General features: G+C 69.7%; 16 protein-coding genes. 10 read left to right on the forward strand and 6 right to left on the reverse strand.

Annotation, left to right across the window (positions count from 1 at the left end):
* Positions 1–25 precede the first annotated feature (25 nt).
* A complete protein-coding gene (locus AB0F77_RS27300; protein WP_361954039.1) occupies positions 26–1498 on the forward strand; it encodes an MFS transporter in 1473 nt (490 codons plus the stop codon).
* A 154-nt stretch (positions 1499–1652) separates the two neighbouring features.
* Positions 1653–2678 (forward strand): aldehyde reductase, encoded by a 1026-nt coding sequence (locus AB0F77_RS27305; RefSeq protein WP_361954042.1) that lies wholly within the window; start codon positions 1653–1655, stop codon positions 2676–2678.
* A gap of 159 nt (positions 2679–2837) precedes the next feature.
* Here the strand turns inward: AB0F77_RS27305 and AB0F77_RS27310 are convergent, their stop codons facing one another.
* The 5 genes from AB0F77_RS27310 to AB0F77_RS27330 all read right to left on the reverse strand — a co-directional run bounded on the left by AB0F77_RS27310 (position 2838) and on the right by AB0F77_RS27330 (position 7351).
* The gene (locus tag AB0F77_RS27310; protein WP_361954045.1) at positions 2838–3371 is read right to left on the reverse strand and encodes a VOC family protein; all 534 of its coding nucleotides are present in this window, start codon (positions 3369–3371) and stop codon (positions 2838–2840) included.
* Positions 3372–3564: 193 nt separating this feature from the next.
* Positions 3565–4173 (reverse strand): superoxide dismutase, encoded by a 609-nt coding sequence (locus AB0F77_RS27315; protein WP_361954048.1) that lies wholly within the window; start codon positions 4171–4173, stop codon positions 3565–3567.
* 250 nt (positions 4174–4423) lie between these two features.
* On the reverse strand, positions 4424–5674 hold the full coding sequence (locus AB0F77_RS27320; RefSeq protein WP_361954050.1) for an MFS transporter: 1251 nt from the start codon (positions 5672–5674) through the stop codon (positions 4424–4426).
* Positions 5671–6171 carry a MarR family transcriptional regulator gene (locus AB0F77_RS27325; RefSeq protein ID WP_361954053.1) on the reverse strand — a complete coding sequence of 167 codons (501 nt, stop codon included), beginning with the start codon at positions 6169–6171 and terminating at the stop codon, positions 5671–5673. Before AB0F77_RS27325 ends, AB0F77_RS27320 begins: the two co-directional genes overlap by 4 nt.
* Before the next feature lie 58 nt (positions 6172–6229).
* Complete coding sequence (locus tag AB0F77_RS27330) at positions 6230–7351, reverse strand: LacI family DNA-binding transcriptional regulator (protein ID WP_361954056.1); 1122 nt, start codon at positions 7349–7351, stop codon at positions 6230–6232.
* 210 nt (positions 7352–7561) lie between these two features.
* Between AB0F77_RS27330 and AB0F77_RS27335 the strand changes: the two genes are divergently transcribed.
* Genes AB0F77_RS27335 through AB0F77_RS27370 form a run of 8 tightly spaced genes read left to right on the forward strand, consistent with a single transcriptional unit; the run spans position 7562 to position 17037 of the window.
* Positions 7562–8647 carry a Gfo/Idh/MocA family oxidoreductase gene (locus AB0F77_RS27335; RefSeq protein WP_361954059.1) on the forward strand — a complete coding sequence of 362 codons (1086 nt, stop codon included), beginning with the start codon at positions 7562–7564 and terminating at the stop codon, positions 8645–8647.
* Positions 8644–9660: a Gfo/Idh/MocA family oxidoreductase gene (locus AB0F77_RS27340; RefSeq protein ID WP_361954062.1), complete on the forward strand. Its 1017-nt coding sequence runs from the start codon at positions 8644–8646 to the stop codon at positions 9658–9660. Before AB0F77_RS27335 ends, AB0F77_RS27340 begins: the two co-directional genes overlap by 4 nt.
* The gene (locus tag AB0F77_RS27345; protein ID WP_361954065.1) at positions 9657–10727 is read left to right on the forward strand and encodes a Gfo/Idh/MocA family oxidoreductase; all 1071 of its coding nucleotides are present in this window, start codon (positions 9657–9659) and stop codon (positions 10725–10727) included. Before AB0F77_RS27340 ends, AB0F77_RS27345 begins: the two co-directional genes overlap by 4 nt.
* Complete coding sequence (locus AB0F77_RS27350) at positions 10724–11842, forward strand: Gfo/Idh/MocA family oxidoreductase (RefSeq protein ID WP_361954068.1); 1119 nt, start codon at positions 10724–10726, stop codon at positions 11840–11842. The genes AB0F77_RS27345 and AB0F77_RS27350 overlap by 4 nt, the downstream gene beginning before the upstream one ends.
* Positions 11843–11898: 56 nt before the next feature.
* Positions 11899–13251, forward strand: a complete 1353-nt coding sequence (locus AB0F77_RS27355; protein ID WP_361954071.1) for an extracellular solute-binding protein — start codon at positions 11899–11901, stop codon at positions 13249–13251.
* A gap of 14 nt (positions 13252–13265) precedes the next feature.
* A complete protein-coding gene (locus tag AB0F77_RS27360; RefSeq protein WP_361954074.1) occupies positions 13266–14183 on the forward strand; it encodes a sugar ABC transporter permease in 918 nt (305 codons plus the stop codon).
* The gene (locus tag AB0F77_RS27365; RefSeq protein ID WP_361954077.1) at positions 14180–15019 is read left to right on the forward strand and encodes a carbohydrate ABC transporter permease; all 840 of its coding nucleotides are present in this window, start codon (positions 14180–14182) and stop codon (positions 15017–15019) included. The genes AB0F77_RS27360 and AB0F77_RS27365 overlap by 4 nt, the downstream gene beginning before the upstream one ends.
* Positions 15016–17037, forward strand: coding sequence for a beta-galactosidase (locus tag AB0F77_RS27370; protein WP_361954080.1), 2022 nt, complete (start codon positions 15016–15018; stop codon positions 17035–17037). The genes AB0F77_RS27365 and AB0F77_RS27370 overlap by 4 nt, the downstream gene beginning before the upstream one ends.
* A gap of 118 nt (positions 17038–17155) precedes the next feature.
* Here the strand turns inward: AB0F77_RS27370 and AB0F77_RS27375 are convergent, their stop codons facing one another.
* Positions 17156–17671, reverse strand: coding sequence for an N-acetyltransferase (locus tag AB0F77_RS27375; RefSeq protein WP_361954083.1), 516 nt, complete (start codon positions 17669–17671; stop codon positions 17156–17158).
* Positions 17672–17785 lie beyond the last annotated feature (114 nt).

Consider the following 17785-nt stretch of genomic DNA (forward strand, 5'->3'; position numbering starts at 1 on the left):
TTGCCCCATGGATGAAAGACCTCGCATGACAGACACCACCGCTCCCGCCGACAGCGCGGCAGGCGTCGCCACGGCGCCGGCTCGTCGCTGGTGGCTGCTCGCCGGCCTCGGGCTGGCGCAGATCATGGTCACGCTCGACGCGACGATCATGAACATCGCCCTTCCCTCGGCGCAGGCCGACCTCGGCTTCAGCGCGGCCAGCCGTTCCTGGGTGCTCACCGCCTATACGGTCGCCTTCGCCGGCCTGCTGCTCCTCAGCGGACGCCTGGCCGATCGGATCGGGCGGCGCAACGTGCTCGTCATCGGCCTGATCGGCTTCATGCTCGCCTCCGCCGTCGGAGGAGCGGCACCGACCTTCGCCGTGCTGATCGTCGCCCGCGCCGTCCAGGGCGTGTTCGCCGCACTGCTGGCGCCAGCGGCCCTGGCGACGGTGACCACGACCTTCCCGAGCGGGCCCGACCGGGCGCGCGCGTTCGGCATCTTCGGCGCGATCGGTGTGGCCGGCGCCTCGGTGGGCCTCATCCTCGGCGGTGTGCTCACCGAGTACCTGTCCTGGCGCTGGGCGATGTACATCAACATCCTCTTCGCGATCCCCGCGATCCTCTTCGCCGTCCTTCTCGCACCTCGGGGGCGTACCGGTGTCGCCCGCATCGACCTGCCGAGCACCCTGACCGTCTCGGCCGGCCTCGTCGGCATCGTCTACGGCTTCACCAACGCCGGCGAGCACCACTGGGGTGACTTCTGGACCGTCGCCCCGCTCATCGCGGGTGCGGTCCTGCTCGCCCTGTTCGTCCTCCTCCAGTCCCGGGTCGCCCACCCGCTGCTGCCGCTGCGCGTGCTGCGCGACCGCGACCGCGTCGGCGGTCTCGTCGGCATCTTCGTGGGCACCGCGAGCCTGTTCGGCGTAGTGCTGTTCAGCGCCTACTACCTGCAAGGCGTCCTCGGGTGGAGCGCGTTGAAGACGGGGGTCGCCTTCCTGCCGCAGCCCGTGGCCCTCATCACCGCCGGAGTCGTCCTCGGGCCGCGCCTGAACCGCCGCTTCGGCTCCAAGGCCGTGATGCCCGCCGGGCTGCTCCTCGCGACCCTCGCCGTGCTGTGGCTGACGCGTCTCGACTCGAACTCGAACTACGCCGCCGACATGCTGCCGGCGATCATCGTGCTCGGTTTCGGCCTCGGTCTGTTCTTCCCCATCAGCACGGCGCTGTCCACCCGCGGCCTGCTGCCCGAGGACGCCGGCGTCGGCTCCGCCCTGGTCGGCACCTTCCAGCAGGTCGGCGGCTCGATCGGCGTGGCCGTCCTCAACGCCATCGCCGCATCCGCCACCGCCGGCTACCTCACCAGCCATGTCTCCGACCATCGGTCCACCGCCACGCTGTCGGCCGCAGCAGCCGTCCACGGCTACACCACCGCCTACTGGACCTCGGCCGCCATCTTCGCCGTCGCGGCCCTCAGCACCGCCCTGCTGCTGCGCCGCGAAGCCGCCGTGCCCGCCTCCTAGGACGCCTCGACAACCGAACGGCACCCCCATGCGGTACGTCGAGCTCGGCACCACCGGCCCGGACGTCACGCCCCAGCACTCGTCACCCCCACCTGCATCGACCTGCCGCGTGTGAACGCCGCGCAGGCCACCCCCAGACCCAAGGAGCCCCGAAATGGCACAGGTACTCGTCACCGGCGGGACCGGATTCATCGGAAGCTGGTGCGTCCTCACCCTGCTCCAAGCCGGCCACGACGTGCGCACCACCGTACGCAACCTGCGGCGCGAGCCCGCTCTGCGGCAACAACTGCACGCCGCCGAGCAGTTCGACGACGCACGTCTGACGGTCGTCAGGGCCGACCTGCAGAGCGACGACGGCTGGGCAGAGGCAGTCGCTGGATGCGACTACGTCCTCCACGTCGCCTCCCCGACCCTGCGCACCGCACCGGAGAGCGAGCAGGCGATGGTGGCCGCCGCCCGAGACGGTGTGCTGCGTGTCCTGCGCGCCGCCCGCGACGCGGGGGTACGGCGGGTGGTGCTCACCAGCGCCTTCGGCGCGATCGGATACGGCCACCCGCGCCGCTCCACTCCCTTCACCGAGGAGGACTGGACCAACGTCGACGCCGACATCCCGCCGTACCAGCGGTCCAAGACCCTCGCCGAGCGTGCCGCCTGGAAGTTCATCGCAGAGGAGGGCAACGGCCTCGAACTCGCGGCCGTGCACCCGGTCGGGGTGCTCGGTCCGGTTCTCGGCCCCGACGACCCGCCCTCGCTGCGCACCATCAGCAGCATGCTGAACGGGGACGTGCCCGTCTGCCCGCCGTTCGGCAGCAGTTGGGTCGACGTCCGCGACGTCGCCGACCTCCATCTGCGGGCCATGACCGACCCGGCGGCAGCCGGTGAGCGTTGGCTGGCCTCCGCGGGTCCGAGCCTGCGCATGGTGGAGGTCGCCCGTATCCTGCGCGCGCGTCTCGGCGACCGTGCCGCGAAGGCACCGACCCGTGAGCTGCCGCTGCCGATCGCCCGCCTGCTCAGCCGGTTCAACCCGCACCTGCGCTTGATTCGACCCCAGCTCGGCCAGGACTTCGACGCCACCGGAGCCAAGGCAGAACGGCTCCTGGGGTGGAAGGCGCGCCCCGTCGAGGACTCCATCGCCGACACCGCCGAAAGCCTCCTCGCGTACGGCACTGAGCAGCGCTGATACGTACCAAGCGCGGTGCGATCGAGTAAGGGACGACAGGCCCGTCCAGTGTTCGCCGGCCGACGAGAAACCGCGGTGTGCGAGAGGTCGTAGCCACCCAGGGTGCACCCATGGTGAGTACGACCACCGGCCTGACGCATACGAACCCCGACACCTGGGTCAGCTGGTTGTCCTGACGGGTGCACTGCTGCGCCCGTGGTCTCGACCGCTGAGCTCGGCGTCGAGGGTCTCCTGGGCCACGCGCATGACCTCGGCGTACACGGGATCCTGCAGCCGCTTCCACATCTCACCCTCGGAGACGTCCTCAACGCGGCCGACCACCCACCAGATGTTGCCGAAGGGGTCCTTGATACGCCCTCCGCGCTGCCCGAAGGCGTCGTCGGCGAGGGGAGTGACGACATGGCCGCCGGCCGCGACGGCCTGTGAGAACGCCTCGTCCGCGTCGGCGACGAAAACGCGCAGCAGGCTCGGCATGACGGGCCAGTCCGCGTGTCGGTCGAAGGCCAACACGACGGTGTCGCCGACTCGGATCTCACCGTGACCGATCAAGCCGTCCTCGGTCGACACCCGCCCCAGTTCCTCACCGCCGAACGCCTGGGCCACGAAGTCGAGGAAGGCCCCCGTGTCGTCGGTGACGACCCAGGGCGCAACGGTGGTGTAGCCCTCGGGCGCGGCGCTGGTCTGCTCGGGCATCTCGGTCCTCTCGCTGATGTCGGTGGGAGGCAGCGATGTTAGGCGTGAGTTGGGTCAGCTCCTGTCCTGAATGGCAAGCGATGACGACCTCGGCTTTCAGTACCTCTGCTTTCAGTACCTCTGCCCGGTGTCGTGGGGCGGGCCGGGAGGCGTTGGGGCTTCCCGGCCCGTTGTGGTTCTGTGGTACTGCCGGTCAGACGTTGGCCGCCTTGGTGAACCGGGCGGCGACGTCTTCCCAGTTGACGAGGTCCCAGAGTTTGGTGACGTAGTCGGGGCGGACGTTCTTGTACTGCAGGTAGTAGGCGTGCTCCCAGGCGTCGAAGACCAGCAGCGGGGTGCTGCCCTGGCCGACGTTGCCGTGGTGGTCGTAGACCTGTTCCACGATCAGGCGCTTGCCGAGGGGTTCCCAGGCGAGTACGCCCCAGCCGGAGCCCTGGACGCCGCTGGTGGCGACGGTGAGCTGCTTTTTGAACTGCTCGAAGCCGCCGAGGTGTTCGTCGATGGCGTCGCCGAGGGCGCCGTCGGGACGGTCGCCGCCGTCGGGGGAGAGGTTCTGCCAGAAGATCGAGTGCAGGACGTGGCCGGAGAGGTTGAAGGCGAAGGTCTTCTCCAGGCCGACCAGCGAGGTGGGCGTGATCTGGTCCTTGTCGCGGACTTCGGCGATCTGTTCGAGGGTGTCGTTGGCGCCCTTGACGTAGGCGGCGTGGTGCTTGGCGTGGTGCAGTTCCAGGATCTGCCCGGTGATGGCCGGTTCCAGCGCGGCGTAGTCGTAGGGCAGGTCGGGAAGCGCGTAGGTGCCCATCAGGCACGTCCCCTTTCCGGGTGAGTGATCGTCTGGAACACCCTAAGCCACTATTGCGAATAGCTTGCAACAACAAGAGCAATGCATCAACATGATCAGTGGCGGGGTCGGCCCGTCAGTCTTCGGCGTCGGAGCGCCCCCGTCCGGCGCGTCCTTCCCGAAGAGTGATCGTCTTCTCACCCGGCACCCGCCGGCCCCGGCCGATCCCGCTCCGGACCGGCGACACCCATCTCGGGTCGTTCTCGCCGGCTCATGGGCCCACTGCGGCTGTGTCGGGACAGGACGCCGCGGAGGACCTCCGCAGGTCTGCCGTCGTCATGCCCACCGCGAGAACGGAGCCGAGGCACAGCAGGCCACCGCTGATGAGGGCTGCCGCTCCCGAGGTGGCGTCTGCGACGAGTCCGCCGCGCATGTTGCCGATGTCGGGGCCGGCCTGCCCGACGATCTGTTCAGCGGCGCTGACGCGGCCGAGCAGATCGTGCGGGGTGTGCATCTGGACGACGGTGCTCCGGGAGACGACGGAGACGGTGTCGGCGGCGCCGGCCATGGCGAGGAAGGCCAGACCGGCCCAAGGGTTGGGCGAGAAGCCGAACAGCGTCAACGACGCGCCCCACGTTGCCGATCCGCCGAGCATGACCAGGCCGGGGCGGGGGAACCGGGTGAACGTCGCGGAGAAGAGCGACGCGGCAACACCACCGACGGCGATGGCCGTGAGGAACAGACCAAGGGTTCGGGGGTTGTCGCCGAATCGTTCGGCGTTGATCAGGGGGAACAGGCTGAGGGGCATCGACAGCACGGTGGTGGCCACGTCGGTGAGCAGGGCCCCACGGATGACGGGGGTGCGGGCCAGGAAGGCCAGACCGTCCAGCACCCCGCGCAAGCCGGGCCGCGCGGGCTCGTCCCCGGGGTTCATCCGCGGCAAGCCGAACGCACCGTGGAGCGCGGCGATGAAGGTCAGGGCGTCGATCAGATAGCAGGCGCCGACTCCCGGCCCTCCCACGATCACTCCGCTCAGCGCGGGCCCGAGCAGCATGGCGCCCTGGAACGCGATCCGTCTCAGCGCCAGTCCTGCGGCCAGTTGGTGCTTGGGCAGGAGGTGCGGAATGAAGGTGCGTGAGGCGGGGCCGCCGCCCGCGCCGAAGCAGGACTGGAGCGCGACGAGCCCGAGTACACCGGCGACAGGAGCGTGCCCGAGGAAGCCCTGGAGTGCGAGGAGGAGCGAACACCCGGCCTGGCCCGTGGTCGTGAGCAGATAGAACCTGCGGCGGTCCACTCGGTCGACGAGCGATCCGGCGAACAGGCCCAGCACGACGAGGGGAATCGCTTGTGCCAGCCCGACGGCGCCCGTCCACGTGGTGCTCCTCGTCGTCTGCCAGACCTGGAACATCACGGCGACGAGTGTCATCTGGCCGCCGAAACCGGACAGGGTCTGGCCGATCCACAAACGCCGGAACGGCGGTGACGACCGTAACGGCGTCACGTCGATCAGCGTGTGTCTCATCCCCACGCGGGATCCTCGGCCAGTTTCTCGGCGATCCGGTCGTGGAAACTCCTGTGCTCCAGGGCCCGTTCGATATCGGTGACGACCTGGGAGAGCGGGTAGGGGATCTCGGCCTCCAGGTCGGCGAGGGCGGCCTCGGTGGCCCGCCATTCGGCCGCCAGGCGACCGACGACATCGCGAGCCTTGTCGGTGAGCGTCACCTTCCTGGTGCGTGCGTCGTCGCCCACGACGGTCTGGACCCAGCCGGCCTTGCGCATCGCGGCGACTTTCTGACTGAGCGCCGAATGCGTGCGCTGGACCGACTCGGCCAGTTCCGCGATGGTCATGGGGCCACGGGCGTGGAGTCGGAGCAGCTCCATGACGAAGCTGGGCTTGAGCCCGTCGACCTGCTGCTCGGAGTAGACCTGGGCGATGTCGGCGTCCAAGGACGCCTGGAGCAGACGGAGGGGGCGCCAGAGGCTCTGCTGTGTCGGGTCGAGTGCTCGATCGTCGGCCATGAGACACATCGTAACAGTGCTTATATAAGTCCTGTTATTTGTGCCCGACCGCGACCGCTCAGTAGCCCGGTGGCGTCGACTGGCGGACGACGACCTCGGCCGGCAGGAGAATCCTTCGCCGTCGGTCCGACGTGTTGCCGATCTCGGCCAGCAGGATCCGTACCGCCGCGGCGCCGATCTCGCGCAAGGGCGCCCGCACCGTGGTGAGTTGGGGCGTGGTGTGCCGGGCGAGCGTCTGGTCGTCGAAGCCGGTCACCGCCAGGTCCTCCGGAACGCGCAGGGACAGTTGCCGGGCGGCGTCCAGCACGGCGGAGGCGATCAGGTCCGAGCCGGCGACGACGGCGGTCGGTCGCAGGCGTGCGGACAGCAGATCGAGCGCCGCGTCCCGTGCCGGGGCGGTGTCGAACGGCACGTGTGATTCCTCCGCGGCCTCGACCGTGCCCCCGGCTGCCTCGACCGTGCTCCCGTCGTCCTTGACCGCGCTCCCGGCATCCTCGACCGCGCCCCCGGCGTCCTCGACGGCCCGCCAGAAACCGCGCGAGCGCAGTACGCACGCCGACACGTGCTCCGGGCCGTTCAGCATGTGCAGCCGCCGGTATCCCGCCCGGATGAGTCGTGCGGTCAGTTCCTCCGCGGCCAGGTCGTGGGTGGTGTCGACCCATGCGCTCCCGCTGACCGTGGTGCGGTGGCCTATGGTCACGGTGGGGATCCTGGCCTTGGACAGCGCGGTGCGCACCCGGTCGCGCGAACCCGCGGCGGGCAGGATCGCCCCGTCGATACGGCGCCGGATCATGGCGTCGACGGCCCGCTCCAGCTTGTCGGGCGCCGCCACGGTGACCAGCAGCAGGTCGTGGTCGGCGGCCTCGGCCGCGTCGCCCACCGCGCCGAGCAGCTCCGGATAGACGGGGTGCATCACCACTTCCGACGCGTGCTGCGGGAAGACCATGGCGATCGTGTGGCTGCGGCCCGTGGAGAGTTGGCGCGCGCTGGAGTTGATGCGGTAACCGTGCTCGGCGACGAGCTTCTCGATCCGCGCGCGGGTCGCCGCCCCGACGCCTGGTCGGCCGTTGACGACCCGGGAGACGGTCCCCGCCGTGACCCCCGCCAGCTCCGCGATGTCCTTGATGGTCGGGCTGCCGGCGCCCGCGCCCCCCGCAGCCTGTGCGGTCTTCTCACGCACGCGATCCCACCTTGTATGGAGTTCACTCAACCGTTTGCTCACCAACTGTATCGCAGCCCCCAGAGTCACCCCGACGAGCTGGTAACCCAACGCGTCGAGCGTCTTGTGCGGCTCGTTTCGCTGAGGTAAAAAATCCCTACGCGCTCAAACGGTTGCGTACATTTCATGGGTCTGACCTGCTGCAAATCAGCTCTATGGAAGGATTCTTCGTTGAAGCCATTACGCATAGGCATCGTGGGGCTGCACAACCACTACCACGCCTACCCCTTCGCGGACTTCCTGCGGCGCGGCCTCGACGGCATGACGCTGGTCGCCGTCGCCGACGAGCGGGAGGACCTGGCCAAGGGCTTCGCCGCCGAGTACTGCGGCGGGGACTGGACGGCCGACTACGCGGAGCTCATCGGCCGGGACGACATCGACGCGGTGATCGTCACCTCGTACACCTCCGCCCACGCCGACCACGTGGAACTGGCGGCCCGTCACGGCAAGCACGTGCTGCTCGACAAGCCGATCTCCACGACCCTGGAGGACGCCGACCGGATCGTCGCCGCGGGCCGGCAGGTCAAGGTCATGCTGGCCTACCTGCTGCGTTACCTCCCCGTCTACCGCAAGGCGTACAACGCGGTGGAGAACGGCGCGGTCGGCGAACTGCGGTCCGGCTTCTACTCGATCCGCTTCCCCGTCGGCGCGATCAAGGACCACCCGGGCGCCGAAAGCCAGGGCTGGTACGCCGATCCGGTCAAGGGCGGCGGCGGTGGATTCCTCGATCACGGCGTGCACTTCACCGACTTCTTCCGCTGGTTCTTCAAGAGCGAACCGGTGAAGGTCAGCGCGCACATCGGCGATCTGACCTACCCCGACCTCCCCGTGGAGGACTACGGGATCGCGACGTACACCCTGGAGAACGGCGCGATCGTCACGGTCGAGTCGACCTGGCACGCGGCCGACTACTTCGGCCCGCTCTCCAGCCCCGACCACGCCTCCCTCAGCGGCACCCGCGGGGAGGTCGAACTGCACTACCAGAAGAGCCCGCAGATCGAGATCCAGGGAACGGTCTCCCCCTGGGAGGGCCGCCAGTACCTCGACCTGGTCGGCGAGGAGCGCTATGAGGCCTGCTACCGCGATCTCCTGGTCGCGTTCGCCGACTCCATCCGCAACGACACACCGCCGGTGCCCGACGCCGAGGACGGCCGCAGGGCGCTGGAGATGATCCTCGCCGCCTACGAGTCCGCACGCGAAGGCCGTCACGTCTCCTTCCCGTTCACCCCCGGTACGGAGCAGGGGGCAGCCGGATGAGCAAGGACGTCTCGGTCGCACTGGTCGGCGCCGGCCGCATAGCCCGTGTGCACGCCGCCGCCTACGAGCGTGTCCACGGCGGACGCCTGACCGCCTGCACCGACCCGGTCACGGCGGCGGCGGACGCCCTCGCCGAGGACTTCTCCCTGAAGGTGGCGCCCGACCTGGACGCCCTCCTCGCCGACGACACCATCGACGCGGTCCTCGTCGCCTCGCCCAACGCACTGCATCCCGACCAGACGATCGCCGCGCTGGAGGCGGGCAAGCACGTCTTCTGCCAGAAGCCGATCGCGCTGACCCTGTCCGAGGCCGACCGTGTCGTCGCGCACGCGGCGGACCGGCCGCAGATACTCCAGCACGGCTTCATGCTCCGTTTCACACCACCCATGGCCCAGCTGCGGCAGCAACTCGCGTCGGGCGCGCTCGGCGACCCGGTGGCGGCGCAGGCGGCGGTGTTCGGCTGGGAGCCCACCAACGAGTGGTTCTACGACCCGGCCAAGGGCGGCGGCGTCATCCTCGACACACTCGTGCACTTCGGCGAGTTGATCCTCTGGCTGTTCGGCCCGGCGCAGAGCGTGCACACCGAGGGCGGCGCGTACGTCCTGGACGGCGCCAAGCGGTACAACAGCCCGGACAACGCGACCGTCCTGATCAAGCACACCAACGGCGCGGTCTCCAGCCTCTACGTCTCGTGGACCGCCGGGCACGGCAACTTCACCGTCGACGTCTACGGCACCGAGGGCCGACTGGGAGTGGACCTCGTGCAGAGCCAGACCATGAGGGCGTTCCGCACCCCGAGAGCCGTCGCCGCGTCGGGCGGCGCCTCGGGCTGGGCCTTCCCGGACCTGGTCTGGGACTACGGATACACCGGCGAACAGCAGTACTTCGTGGACCGCGTCGCGGGCCGCGCCGACGGAAGCGCCGCCGCCACCCCGGCCGAGGCCCGTGACGCGCTGGCTCTGGTGCTCGCCGCCCAGCGCTCCCTCGACGAGAAGCGGACGGTGACGCTGTGACCACCCGCGTCTGTGTCGTCGGCGCCGGCATGTGGGCACGCGCGATGCACCTGCCCGCCCTGCGACTGCTCGGCGACGTCGAGGTGACCTGCGTGGTGGCCGCGTCGAAGGAGTCCGCGGCGCGGGTGGCCGCGGAGTTCGGTGTCGAGCACTGGTACACCGATCTGGAGACCGCCCTGCGCGAGTGCGAGATCGACGTCGTCGACATCGTCGCCCCACCCGCCGTCCACGCCCCCGCCGCCATCGCGGCCGCCCGGCACGGCAAGGACGTCATCTGCATCAAACCGCTCGCCCGGTCGGTGTCCGAGGCCGAGGCGATGCTCTCGGCCGCGCGGGAGGCCGGCACCCGACTGCTGTACGCCGAGAACGTGCCCTTCATCCCCGCCGTGCGGCAGGCCAAGGAGATCGTCGACTCCGGCCGCATCGGCGACGTCTTCCGGGTGAAGGCGTGCGAAGGGATCGCCGCCCCGCACTCGGACTGGTTCTTCGATCCGGAGACCAGCGGGGGCGGCGCACTGATCGACATGGCGGTGCACAGCATGGAGTTCTGCCGCTACTTCGCCGGCGGCCGGGTCAGCACCGTCTACGCCGACACCGGGACGTACGTCTGGGGCGACCGCACGTCCGCCGAGGACACCGCGGTCGTGACCCTCCGCTTCACCAACGGTGTCATCGGCCAGTGCGAGGACAGCTGGAGCCTGACCGGGGCCATGGACTCGCGGTTCGAGGTGTTCGGAACCAAGGGCCGTGTCCTCATCGACAATCTGCACCGGCAACCGCTCCAGGTCGTCAGCGACAGCGTTCCCGGCGGCTCCTCATCCGACTGGAGCTTCCCGCTGCCCATTCCCGGGCTGGTGGCCGACGGACACCTGAACATGCTGCGCCACTTCGTCGACTGCCTCCGCACCGGAGAACCGTCCCTGTCCGAGGGCGAGGTCGGTCTGCGGGTGCTCGCCGTCGTGGAAGCGGCGACCGAGGCCGCCCGTACCGGCATCCGTCAGACCATCGCACCGGACCGTACCCCGAGCGCTCCCGTCGACGGCAAGAAGGAGAGCACCGCATCATGACCCGCACCGGAGCACGCATAGGGATGATCAGCTGGGCGCATGTGCACGCGGAGTTCCGCGCCCGTGCCCTCAGCGAGATCCCCGGCGCGCGGATCGTCGCCATCGCGGACGAGGACGAGGAGCGCGGCCGTGCCGCCGCACGGCGCTGGGGCGTCGACGACTTCACCACCGACTGGCGTGAGCTCGTAGCACGCGACGACATCGACATCGTGATGGTCCACTCGGAGAACGCGCGCCATGTCGACCAGGTCGTGGGCGCCGCACGGGCCGGCAAACACGTCTTCTGCGAGAAGCCCGTCGCCACCCGTGTGCAGGACGCGCGAGCCATGGCCGATGCCGTGCGCGAGGCGGGGGTCGACGGCACCGCCGCCTTCGTCAGCCGCTTCAGCCAGGAGGCTCACCGGGCCAAGGCCATCGTCGACAGCGGGACGCTCGGCGACGTGCTGCTGACCCGCAGCCTGATCGGCCTGGCGGGCATCGCCGAGATCGGCTGCCCCCCGGACATGGCCGCGTGGATGAGCGACCCCGAACTCGGGGGCGGCGGAGCCTGGATCGACGAGGGCTCGCACGGCATCGACCTGCTGCGCTGGCTGGTCGGCGACATCCGTACGGTCTCGGCGATGACCGCCAACCGGGCCAAACCCGGCCTCCGGGGCGAGGACGTGGCGGCGGTCACGCTGCGCTTCGAGAACGGGGCGCTCGGTGAGATGTCGACCGTCTGGAGCATGACCGCCGACATCGGCATGCGCAACTGGCTGGAGATCTACGGAACCGGCGGCAGCCTGGTCGTGCGGGCCACCGATCCGTTCCCCCGGGTGGAGGTCTACCGGGCCGGCGAGCCGGAGCTGTACCGAGGCTGGACCGTCCCCCACATCGAGCCGGCGGCGAACGAGCCCCACGACTACACGGGTTGGGCCCCGCACGTCCACCACTACAAGCGCGAGGTCGCCTCGTACATCGCGCGCTATCTGGCCGACCGGCGTCCCTACGGGCCCACCCTCGACGACGGGGTGGCGTGCCTGGAGGTCATCGAGGCCGGCTACCGCTCGGCCGCGGAAGGCGGCACACCGCAGTCCCCGCACGCCGTCGCCGTGCCGACACGGACCACCGGATGAATTCAGGCGGGTCCGGCGGCACATGGAAGCCGCCGGGCCCGCCCGACCCTCGGAGGATGACCGCACATGAACGAGCAGAGCCGATGAACGTCGGCCGTCGTGATTTCCTCGCCGGCGCCGCGGCCGCCGGTGCGATGGCCCTGGTCCCAGGCTGTGGCGGCAGCGCCGACGGCTCCTCACGTCCCCATGCGGCTCCCGCTGCGCCGGGTGATCCGATCGGCCGGTTCACCGGTCAGCGCCTCACCCTGTCACGCTGGTCGGGCGACCCGTGGACGAGCGCCCAGCAGAAGGCCGCCGCCCGCTGGGGCCGTGTCACGGGCGGCCACATCAACATCAGTGCCGTCCCCTACGAGAACCTCCACGACAAGCAGGTGCTGTCCCTCGTCGGCGCCGGCGACTACGACATCCTCTATCTCCACCCCAGTTCGCTGCGCGAGTTCGCCAGGGCCGAACTGCTGGCCCCCATCGACTCGATGCTCGACGACCCCAGGCGCAACCCGCGGGGCCGGGGGTCCTCCTCCTACGTGCCCAACGTGCTGGCCCAGAGCCTGCACGACGGCAGGCACTACGGCCTTCCCGACTTCGTCTCCACGATCGTGGTCGCCTACCGCACCGACGTCCTCGAAGCCGCAGGCATCACCGCGCTGGGAACCGTCCCCGAGATCCTGACCGCCGCCAGGACGCTGAACGGCAAGAACGGAATGGCGGGCATCACCCTTCCGGGCAAGGCCACCGGTGCCGTCGCCGACGTGATGGCGACCCTCCTGGCCGCCCAGGACACCTGGTGGTTCGACGAGGACGAACAGCCGTCACTCGACACCGCCGCCGCGACCGCCGCCGTGAACTTCTACGTCGAAGCGGCGAAGTACACCCCCAAGGGGCTGTTCAACGTCGCCGTCGACGACGTCGCCACCCTCGCCGCACAGGGCCGGGCCGCGATGGTGGTGAGCACCACCCCTTCCCTGCAAGCGCTGGAGGACCCGGCCAAGTCCCGTACGGCCGGACGCTGGGGATACCTCCCGATCGCCTACACCGCCGACCGCCCGGGGGGTGAACTCATCTACTGGATGTGGTGCATCGCGGCACGCTCCGGACACAAGGACGCCGCCTACTCCTTCCTGCGCTGGTACACCGACACCGCCCAGCAGTCCGTCATCGCCCGAGAGTCGGGCACGGCCGGCGCGACGAAGGACTTCTACCAGGCCGAGGAACTCGCGGCGGACCTCCCCTTCCTCCCCGCCCTGAACAAGGCACTGGGCAACGCCCGGCCACAGCCCAATCTGCCGTGGTGGCCCCAGGCGCAGAACGACATCGAGGTCGCCGTCCAGAACGCGATCTCCGGCGACAGCTCCGTCCCGGCCACGGTCCGTGCCCTGCGGCACGCCATGACCTCCGCCCAGGGGAGCTGAAGGGAATGGCACCCGTGAAACGCAACGACCGCTCCACCGGCCGGGGCGGACCGGCCGGCGCCCCCGCACTCGGTTACGTCATGATCGCTCCCACAGCCGTGCTGCTGTGCGCACTGATCCTCGTACCGGTGGGCTACTCGGTCTGTCTCGCCCTTTTCCGCTGGCAGTTGACCGAGATCGACCTGACCAAGCCCTTCACCGGGCTGGACAACTTCACCCACCTCTTCCACGACGGACAACTGCGCACCGCGCTGTCCCACACCGCGCTCTACGTCGTGGGCTGCGTCGCGGCCGAACTGCTGCTGGGCTTCGTGGTGGTCGTCGCGCTCTTCGACCTCACCCGGGGCCGGAAGCTCACGCACTCCATCGTCCTGCTGCCCATGATCATCGCACCCGTCGTGACGTCCCTGCTGTGGCGGTACCTGCTCGACCCGCAGTTCGGGATCGTGAGCCAGGTCATGAGCGTGTTCGGCCACGACAGCGGCATCGACTGGTTCGGCAGTCCGCGGCTGGCCCTGCCGTCCCTGATGATGGTCGACGTCTGGCAGTGGACCCCGTTCGTGATCCTCATCCTCCACGCGGGCATGCTCGCCATCCCCGAGGAGCGCTTCGAGGCGGCGCGCGTCGACGGCGCCGGACGCTGGAAGGTCCTGCGCCACGTGGTCATCCCGGCGCTGGGGCCCCAACTCCTGCTGATCCTGCTGTTCCGCACGATGGACACCTACCGGATCTTCGACACCGTCTTCGTCCTCACCAAGGGCGGCCCGGGCACGTCCACCAACACCCTCGGCCTCTACACGTACAGAACCGGCTTCTCCTTCTTCGACATGGGGTACGCGATGGCCCTCAGCGTGTTCATCCTCGTGACGATCGCCGTGATCAGCGCCTTCTACCTGCGGCTGCTCCGCACACGGGACGAGGTGGCGGCATGAGCGGGCGAGGGGCCGTATGGCGCGATCCGTGGCGCGTGGCGTACCGGGTGCTCGTGGCACTGTTCCTGGTGTGGGTCCTGGTGCCGATCCTGATGGTGGCCCTGAACTCCTTCAAACGACCCAAGGACATCTTCACCTCCACACCCGACGTGACCTTCTCCCCGACGCTCGCCAACTACCGGCATGTGTTCGGAGAACTCGACTTCGTGCACTACCTGGCCAACAGCACCCTGGTGGCCGCGGGCAGTACCGCGCTCTCCCTGCTGATAGGCGTGCCCGGCGCGTACGCGCTGGCGCGACTCCCGCTACCGGGCCGCGAATGGTGGGCACGCGCCGTCCTGTTCACCCGCATGGCGCCGGCGGTGGCACTCGTCGTCCCCATGTTCGTCATCTTCCAGAACCTGCGGATGCTCGGCACGTACTGGGCGCTCATCGCCGCCCACACCACCTTCAACCTGCCGATCGTGATCTGGATGATGCGCAGCTTCTTCGAGGACCTTCCGACGGATCTGGAGGAGGCCGCCCAGGTCGACGGCTCCACCCGGTTCGGCGCGTTCCACCGGATAGCCCTGCCGCTGGTGACGCCGGGTATAGCGGCGACCGCCATGCTCTGCCTGATCTTCTCGTGGAACGAGTTCCTCTTCGCCCTGGTCCTCTCCTCCGACCGGACCCAGACCGCTCCCATCGGCGTCGCCGGCTTCGTCGGCTCCGTCTCGATCGACTGGGGCGGGAGTTCGGCCGCCGCCGTCATCGCCCTGATCCCCATTTTTGTCCTCGGCCTCGCGGCCCAGCGATTCCTGGTCCGCGGACTGACACTAGGAGCCGTCAAAGGATGATCACCATCGGTGCGCAGTACTACCGCCCCCCGAACCCGCCTCGGCAGGACTGGGCACGGGACTTGGGCCGGATGCGCGAGGCGGGCCTCAACACCGTCAAGTTCTGGGCCTGTTGGAGCTGGATGGCCCCGCACGAGGGCACGGTCGACTTCGCCGACCTGGACGAGCTGATGGACCTGGCCGCCCGCAACGACCTGGGCGTGGTCGTCAACACCATCCTCGAAAACGCCCCCTACCGCCTCGAACGGTCATACCCCCGGGCCCGCTACCTGGACTCCGAGGACAGGCCGGTACCGCTCGGCGCCGCCATGAACACCCCGGGTGGCGGCTGGCCAGGACTGTGCTTCGACAACGAATCCGTCTGGGAGCAGGCACGGTCCTTCCTGACCGAGCTGACCACCCGCTACCGGGACCACCCGGCACTGCGCGTCTGGGACGTGTGGAACGAGCCGCACCTGGAGCCGGCCTCGTACCACCCCGAGCGGATCTACTGCTACTGCCCGGCCTCGCTCAAGGTCTTCCGCGCATGGCTGCGCACCCGCTACACGTCCCTGGACGATCTCAACCGCGCCTGGCAGCGCCGCCACTCCGCCTGGGAGGAGGTCGACGCCCCACGCCGCCACGAGTCCGTTCCCGACATGCTCGACTGGCGCGCCTTCTGGTTCGACAACCTGCGCACATGGCTCGACCGCCGCCAGGCTGCGGTCAGGAGGGCCGACACCGCCCACCCGGTCATGACACATGTCGCCCTCAGCGGATTCACCGGGCAACTCGCCACCCACACCCTCGACGAATTCACCCTCACCGACTCCGTCGACCTCTTCGGAACATCGAGCTTTCCCACCTGGCTGATGGCCGACGACCACGTGGAGCACCTGTTCAACCTGGACACCGCCCGCGACGCGGCGGCGGGAAAACCCTTCTGGCAGGCCGAACTGCAAGGCGGCCGAGGCCGCCGTGACGGTGTGCGCAGTACGCCGCACCCGGACCCGTCCACGGTCTCGCTGTGGATGTGGAACGCCCTGGCCAGTGGCGCGACCGGCATCATGTTCTGGCAGTGGCGGCCGGAACTGACGGGCCCCGAGGCTCCCGGATACGGACTGTGCGCGCCCGACGGGGCGTTCACCGACCGCGTGGCGGCCGTGCGCGACGTGGCCACCGACCCCGACGTGGCCCTGCTCGACGGCTGGCAGCCCGACCGACCCTCCTGCGGACTGCTGCTCTCCCGCAGGTCCGCCCTGCACGCGTACGCCACCGACCGCACGATGGACCTCTACCGGGACGCCGTCCTGGGCGCCTACCGGCTGCTCATCGACAACAACACCCCCGTCGAACTCCTCCACGAGGACCTGGTGGAACGCGACGGTGTTCCGGACCACCTCACGTCCCTCCTGTGGCCCATGCCGTCGACGTCCTCCGACGAGTTGGCCGACCGGCTCCACGCCTTCGTCGAACGCGGAGGCACACTGGTCGCCGAGGCCGGGGCGGGAGAGTACGACAGGCTCGGCCGCCGCCGGCCCGTCGTGCCCCCCGGTCTGCTCGGCACGTTGTTCGGCATCACCCAGATCGAGCCCGACGCGCGCACCGTGTCGACGATCCGGCTCGACTCGGGAACGACCCTGGCCGGACGGTGGCAACGCGACTCGCTGCGCGAGGGAACGGCCGTCACGGTCGGCCGGTTCACCGACGGCGGCCCCGCGGTGACTCTCCATCAGGTGGGTGAAGGCACCGCCATCACCATCGCCACCCACCCCGGACTCCACTACGGCGTCTCCGCGGACGACAGCACTCGCGCGGCCGTCGTCGCCCTCCTGGACGCCGACGCGCACCGGTCCGCGTCGCCCTGGCAGAAGTCCGTGCCCGGACTGGTCAGCCGCTCCGGCGTGCTCCGGGACGGCCGTCGGGCGACCGTCGTGGTGAACTGGACGGACGAGGAGGCCCCGCTGGTGACCCCGCCCGGCGTCGATGAACCCCTCGCCGCGATACCGCCGCGCACCGGGAGGCTGCTGATCCCCTGACCACGCCACACGCCCAGCTCGGGGACTCCCTGTGTGTACGCCAACGGGAAGGCGAACACCAGGTACGACAACATCCGCCTGTCTTGACCTCAGGCTCGCTCTGACCGCCGTACCCGTGTCAGACCCGTTCGAACGGCTCCGCGTACGTGAAGACACCCCGCAGCGAGGGGGTGTGGGCGGTCAGGGTGCGGACCTGGAAGTACTGTCCCCAGGAGGGGTCGGGTGCGGTGATGCCGTACTCCGTGCTGGTGCGGAAGCCATAGCGGCCGTAGTACGCGGGACTGCCCAGCAGGGCGACCAGTGGCTCGCCCAGGGCGTCCGCCGCGCCGAGCACCGTGTGGACGAGGGCGAGGCCGACGCCGCGACGCTGGTGGTCGGGGTGAACGCTGAGCGGGCCGAGGCCGAGGACGGGGGCGGTTCCGACGTGGCCCCGGGTGCAGAGCACGTGGCCCACCACCTGGCCCTCGTCGCCGAGGGCCACGAGCGACAACTCCGGCAGCCAGGCGTCGCAGGCGCGCAGCTCGTCGAGGAGGGTCGCCTCCGCCGGAACCGGAGTCCGCGGCTTGGCGAAGGCCGCCGCGGTGACGGCGTGCACGGCGGAGACATCGGCAGGCGTTTCACGTCGGATCAGCACCGGCACAGTCTGGGCCCCGGATTGTGCCGCCGCAAAGCATTTCCGGGCACCCTCGACCGGCCACCGAGCCAGCCTGACCGATCACGCGCCCTGACCGCCCGTGATCCCGGGAGG

It is taken from the genome of Streptomyces sp. NPDC026672, assembly GCF_040638185.1.
In the GTDB taxonomy this organism is placed as follows: Bacteria; Actinomycetota; Actinomycetes; order Streptomycetales; family Streptomycetaceae; genus Streptomyces.

Coding starts and splice junctions, on each gene's coding strand:
- AB0F77_RS27305 (WP_361954042.1), top strand. CDS start 1,653: ATGGCACAGGTACTCGTCACCGGCGGGACCGGATTCATCGGAAGCTGG.
- AB0F77_RS27340 (WP_361954062.1), top strand. CDS start 8,644: ATGAGCAAGGACGTCTCGGTCGCACTGGTCGGCGCCGGCCGCATAGCC.
- AB0F77_RS27300 (WP_361954039.1), top strand. CDS start 26: ATGACAGACACCACCGCTCCCGCCGACAGCGCGGCAGGCGTCGCCACG.
- AB0F77_RS27325 (WP_361954053.1), bottom strand. CDS start 6,171: ATGGCCGACGATCGAGCACTCGACCCGACACAGCAGAGCCTCTGGCGC.
- AB0F77_RS27310 (WP_361954045.1), bottom strand. CDS start 3,371: ATGCCCGAGCAGACCAGCGCCGCGCCCGAGGGCTACACCACCGTTGCG.
- AB0F77_RS27350 (WP_361954068.1), top strand. CDS start 10,724: ATGACCCGCACCGGAGCACGCATAGGGATGATCAGCTGGGCGCATGTG.
- AB0F77_RS27365 (WP_361954077.1), top strand. CDS start 14,180: ATGAGCGGGCGAGGGGCCGTATGGCGCGATCCGTGGCGCGTGGCGTAC.
- AB0F77_RS27370 (WP_361954080.1), top strand. CDS start 15,016: ATGATCACCATCGGTGCGCAGTACTACCGCCCCCCGAACCCGCCTCGG.
- AB0F77_RS27355 (WP_361954071.1), top strand. CDS start 11,899: ATGACCGCACATGAACGAGCAGAGCCGATGAACGTCGGCCGTCGTGAT.
- AB0F77_RS27315 (WP_361954048.1), bottom strand. CDS start 4,173: ATGGGCACCTACGCGCTTCCCGACCTGCCCTACGACTACGCCGCGCTG.
- AB0F77_RS27320 (WP_361954050.1), bottom strand. CDS start 5,674: ATGAGACACACGCTGATCGACGTGACGCCGTTACGGTCGTCACCGCCG.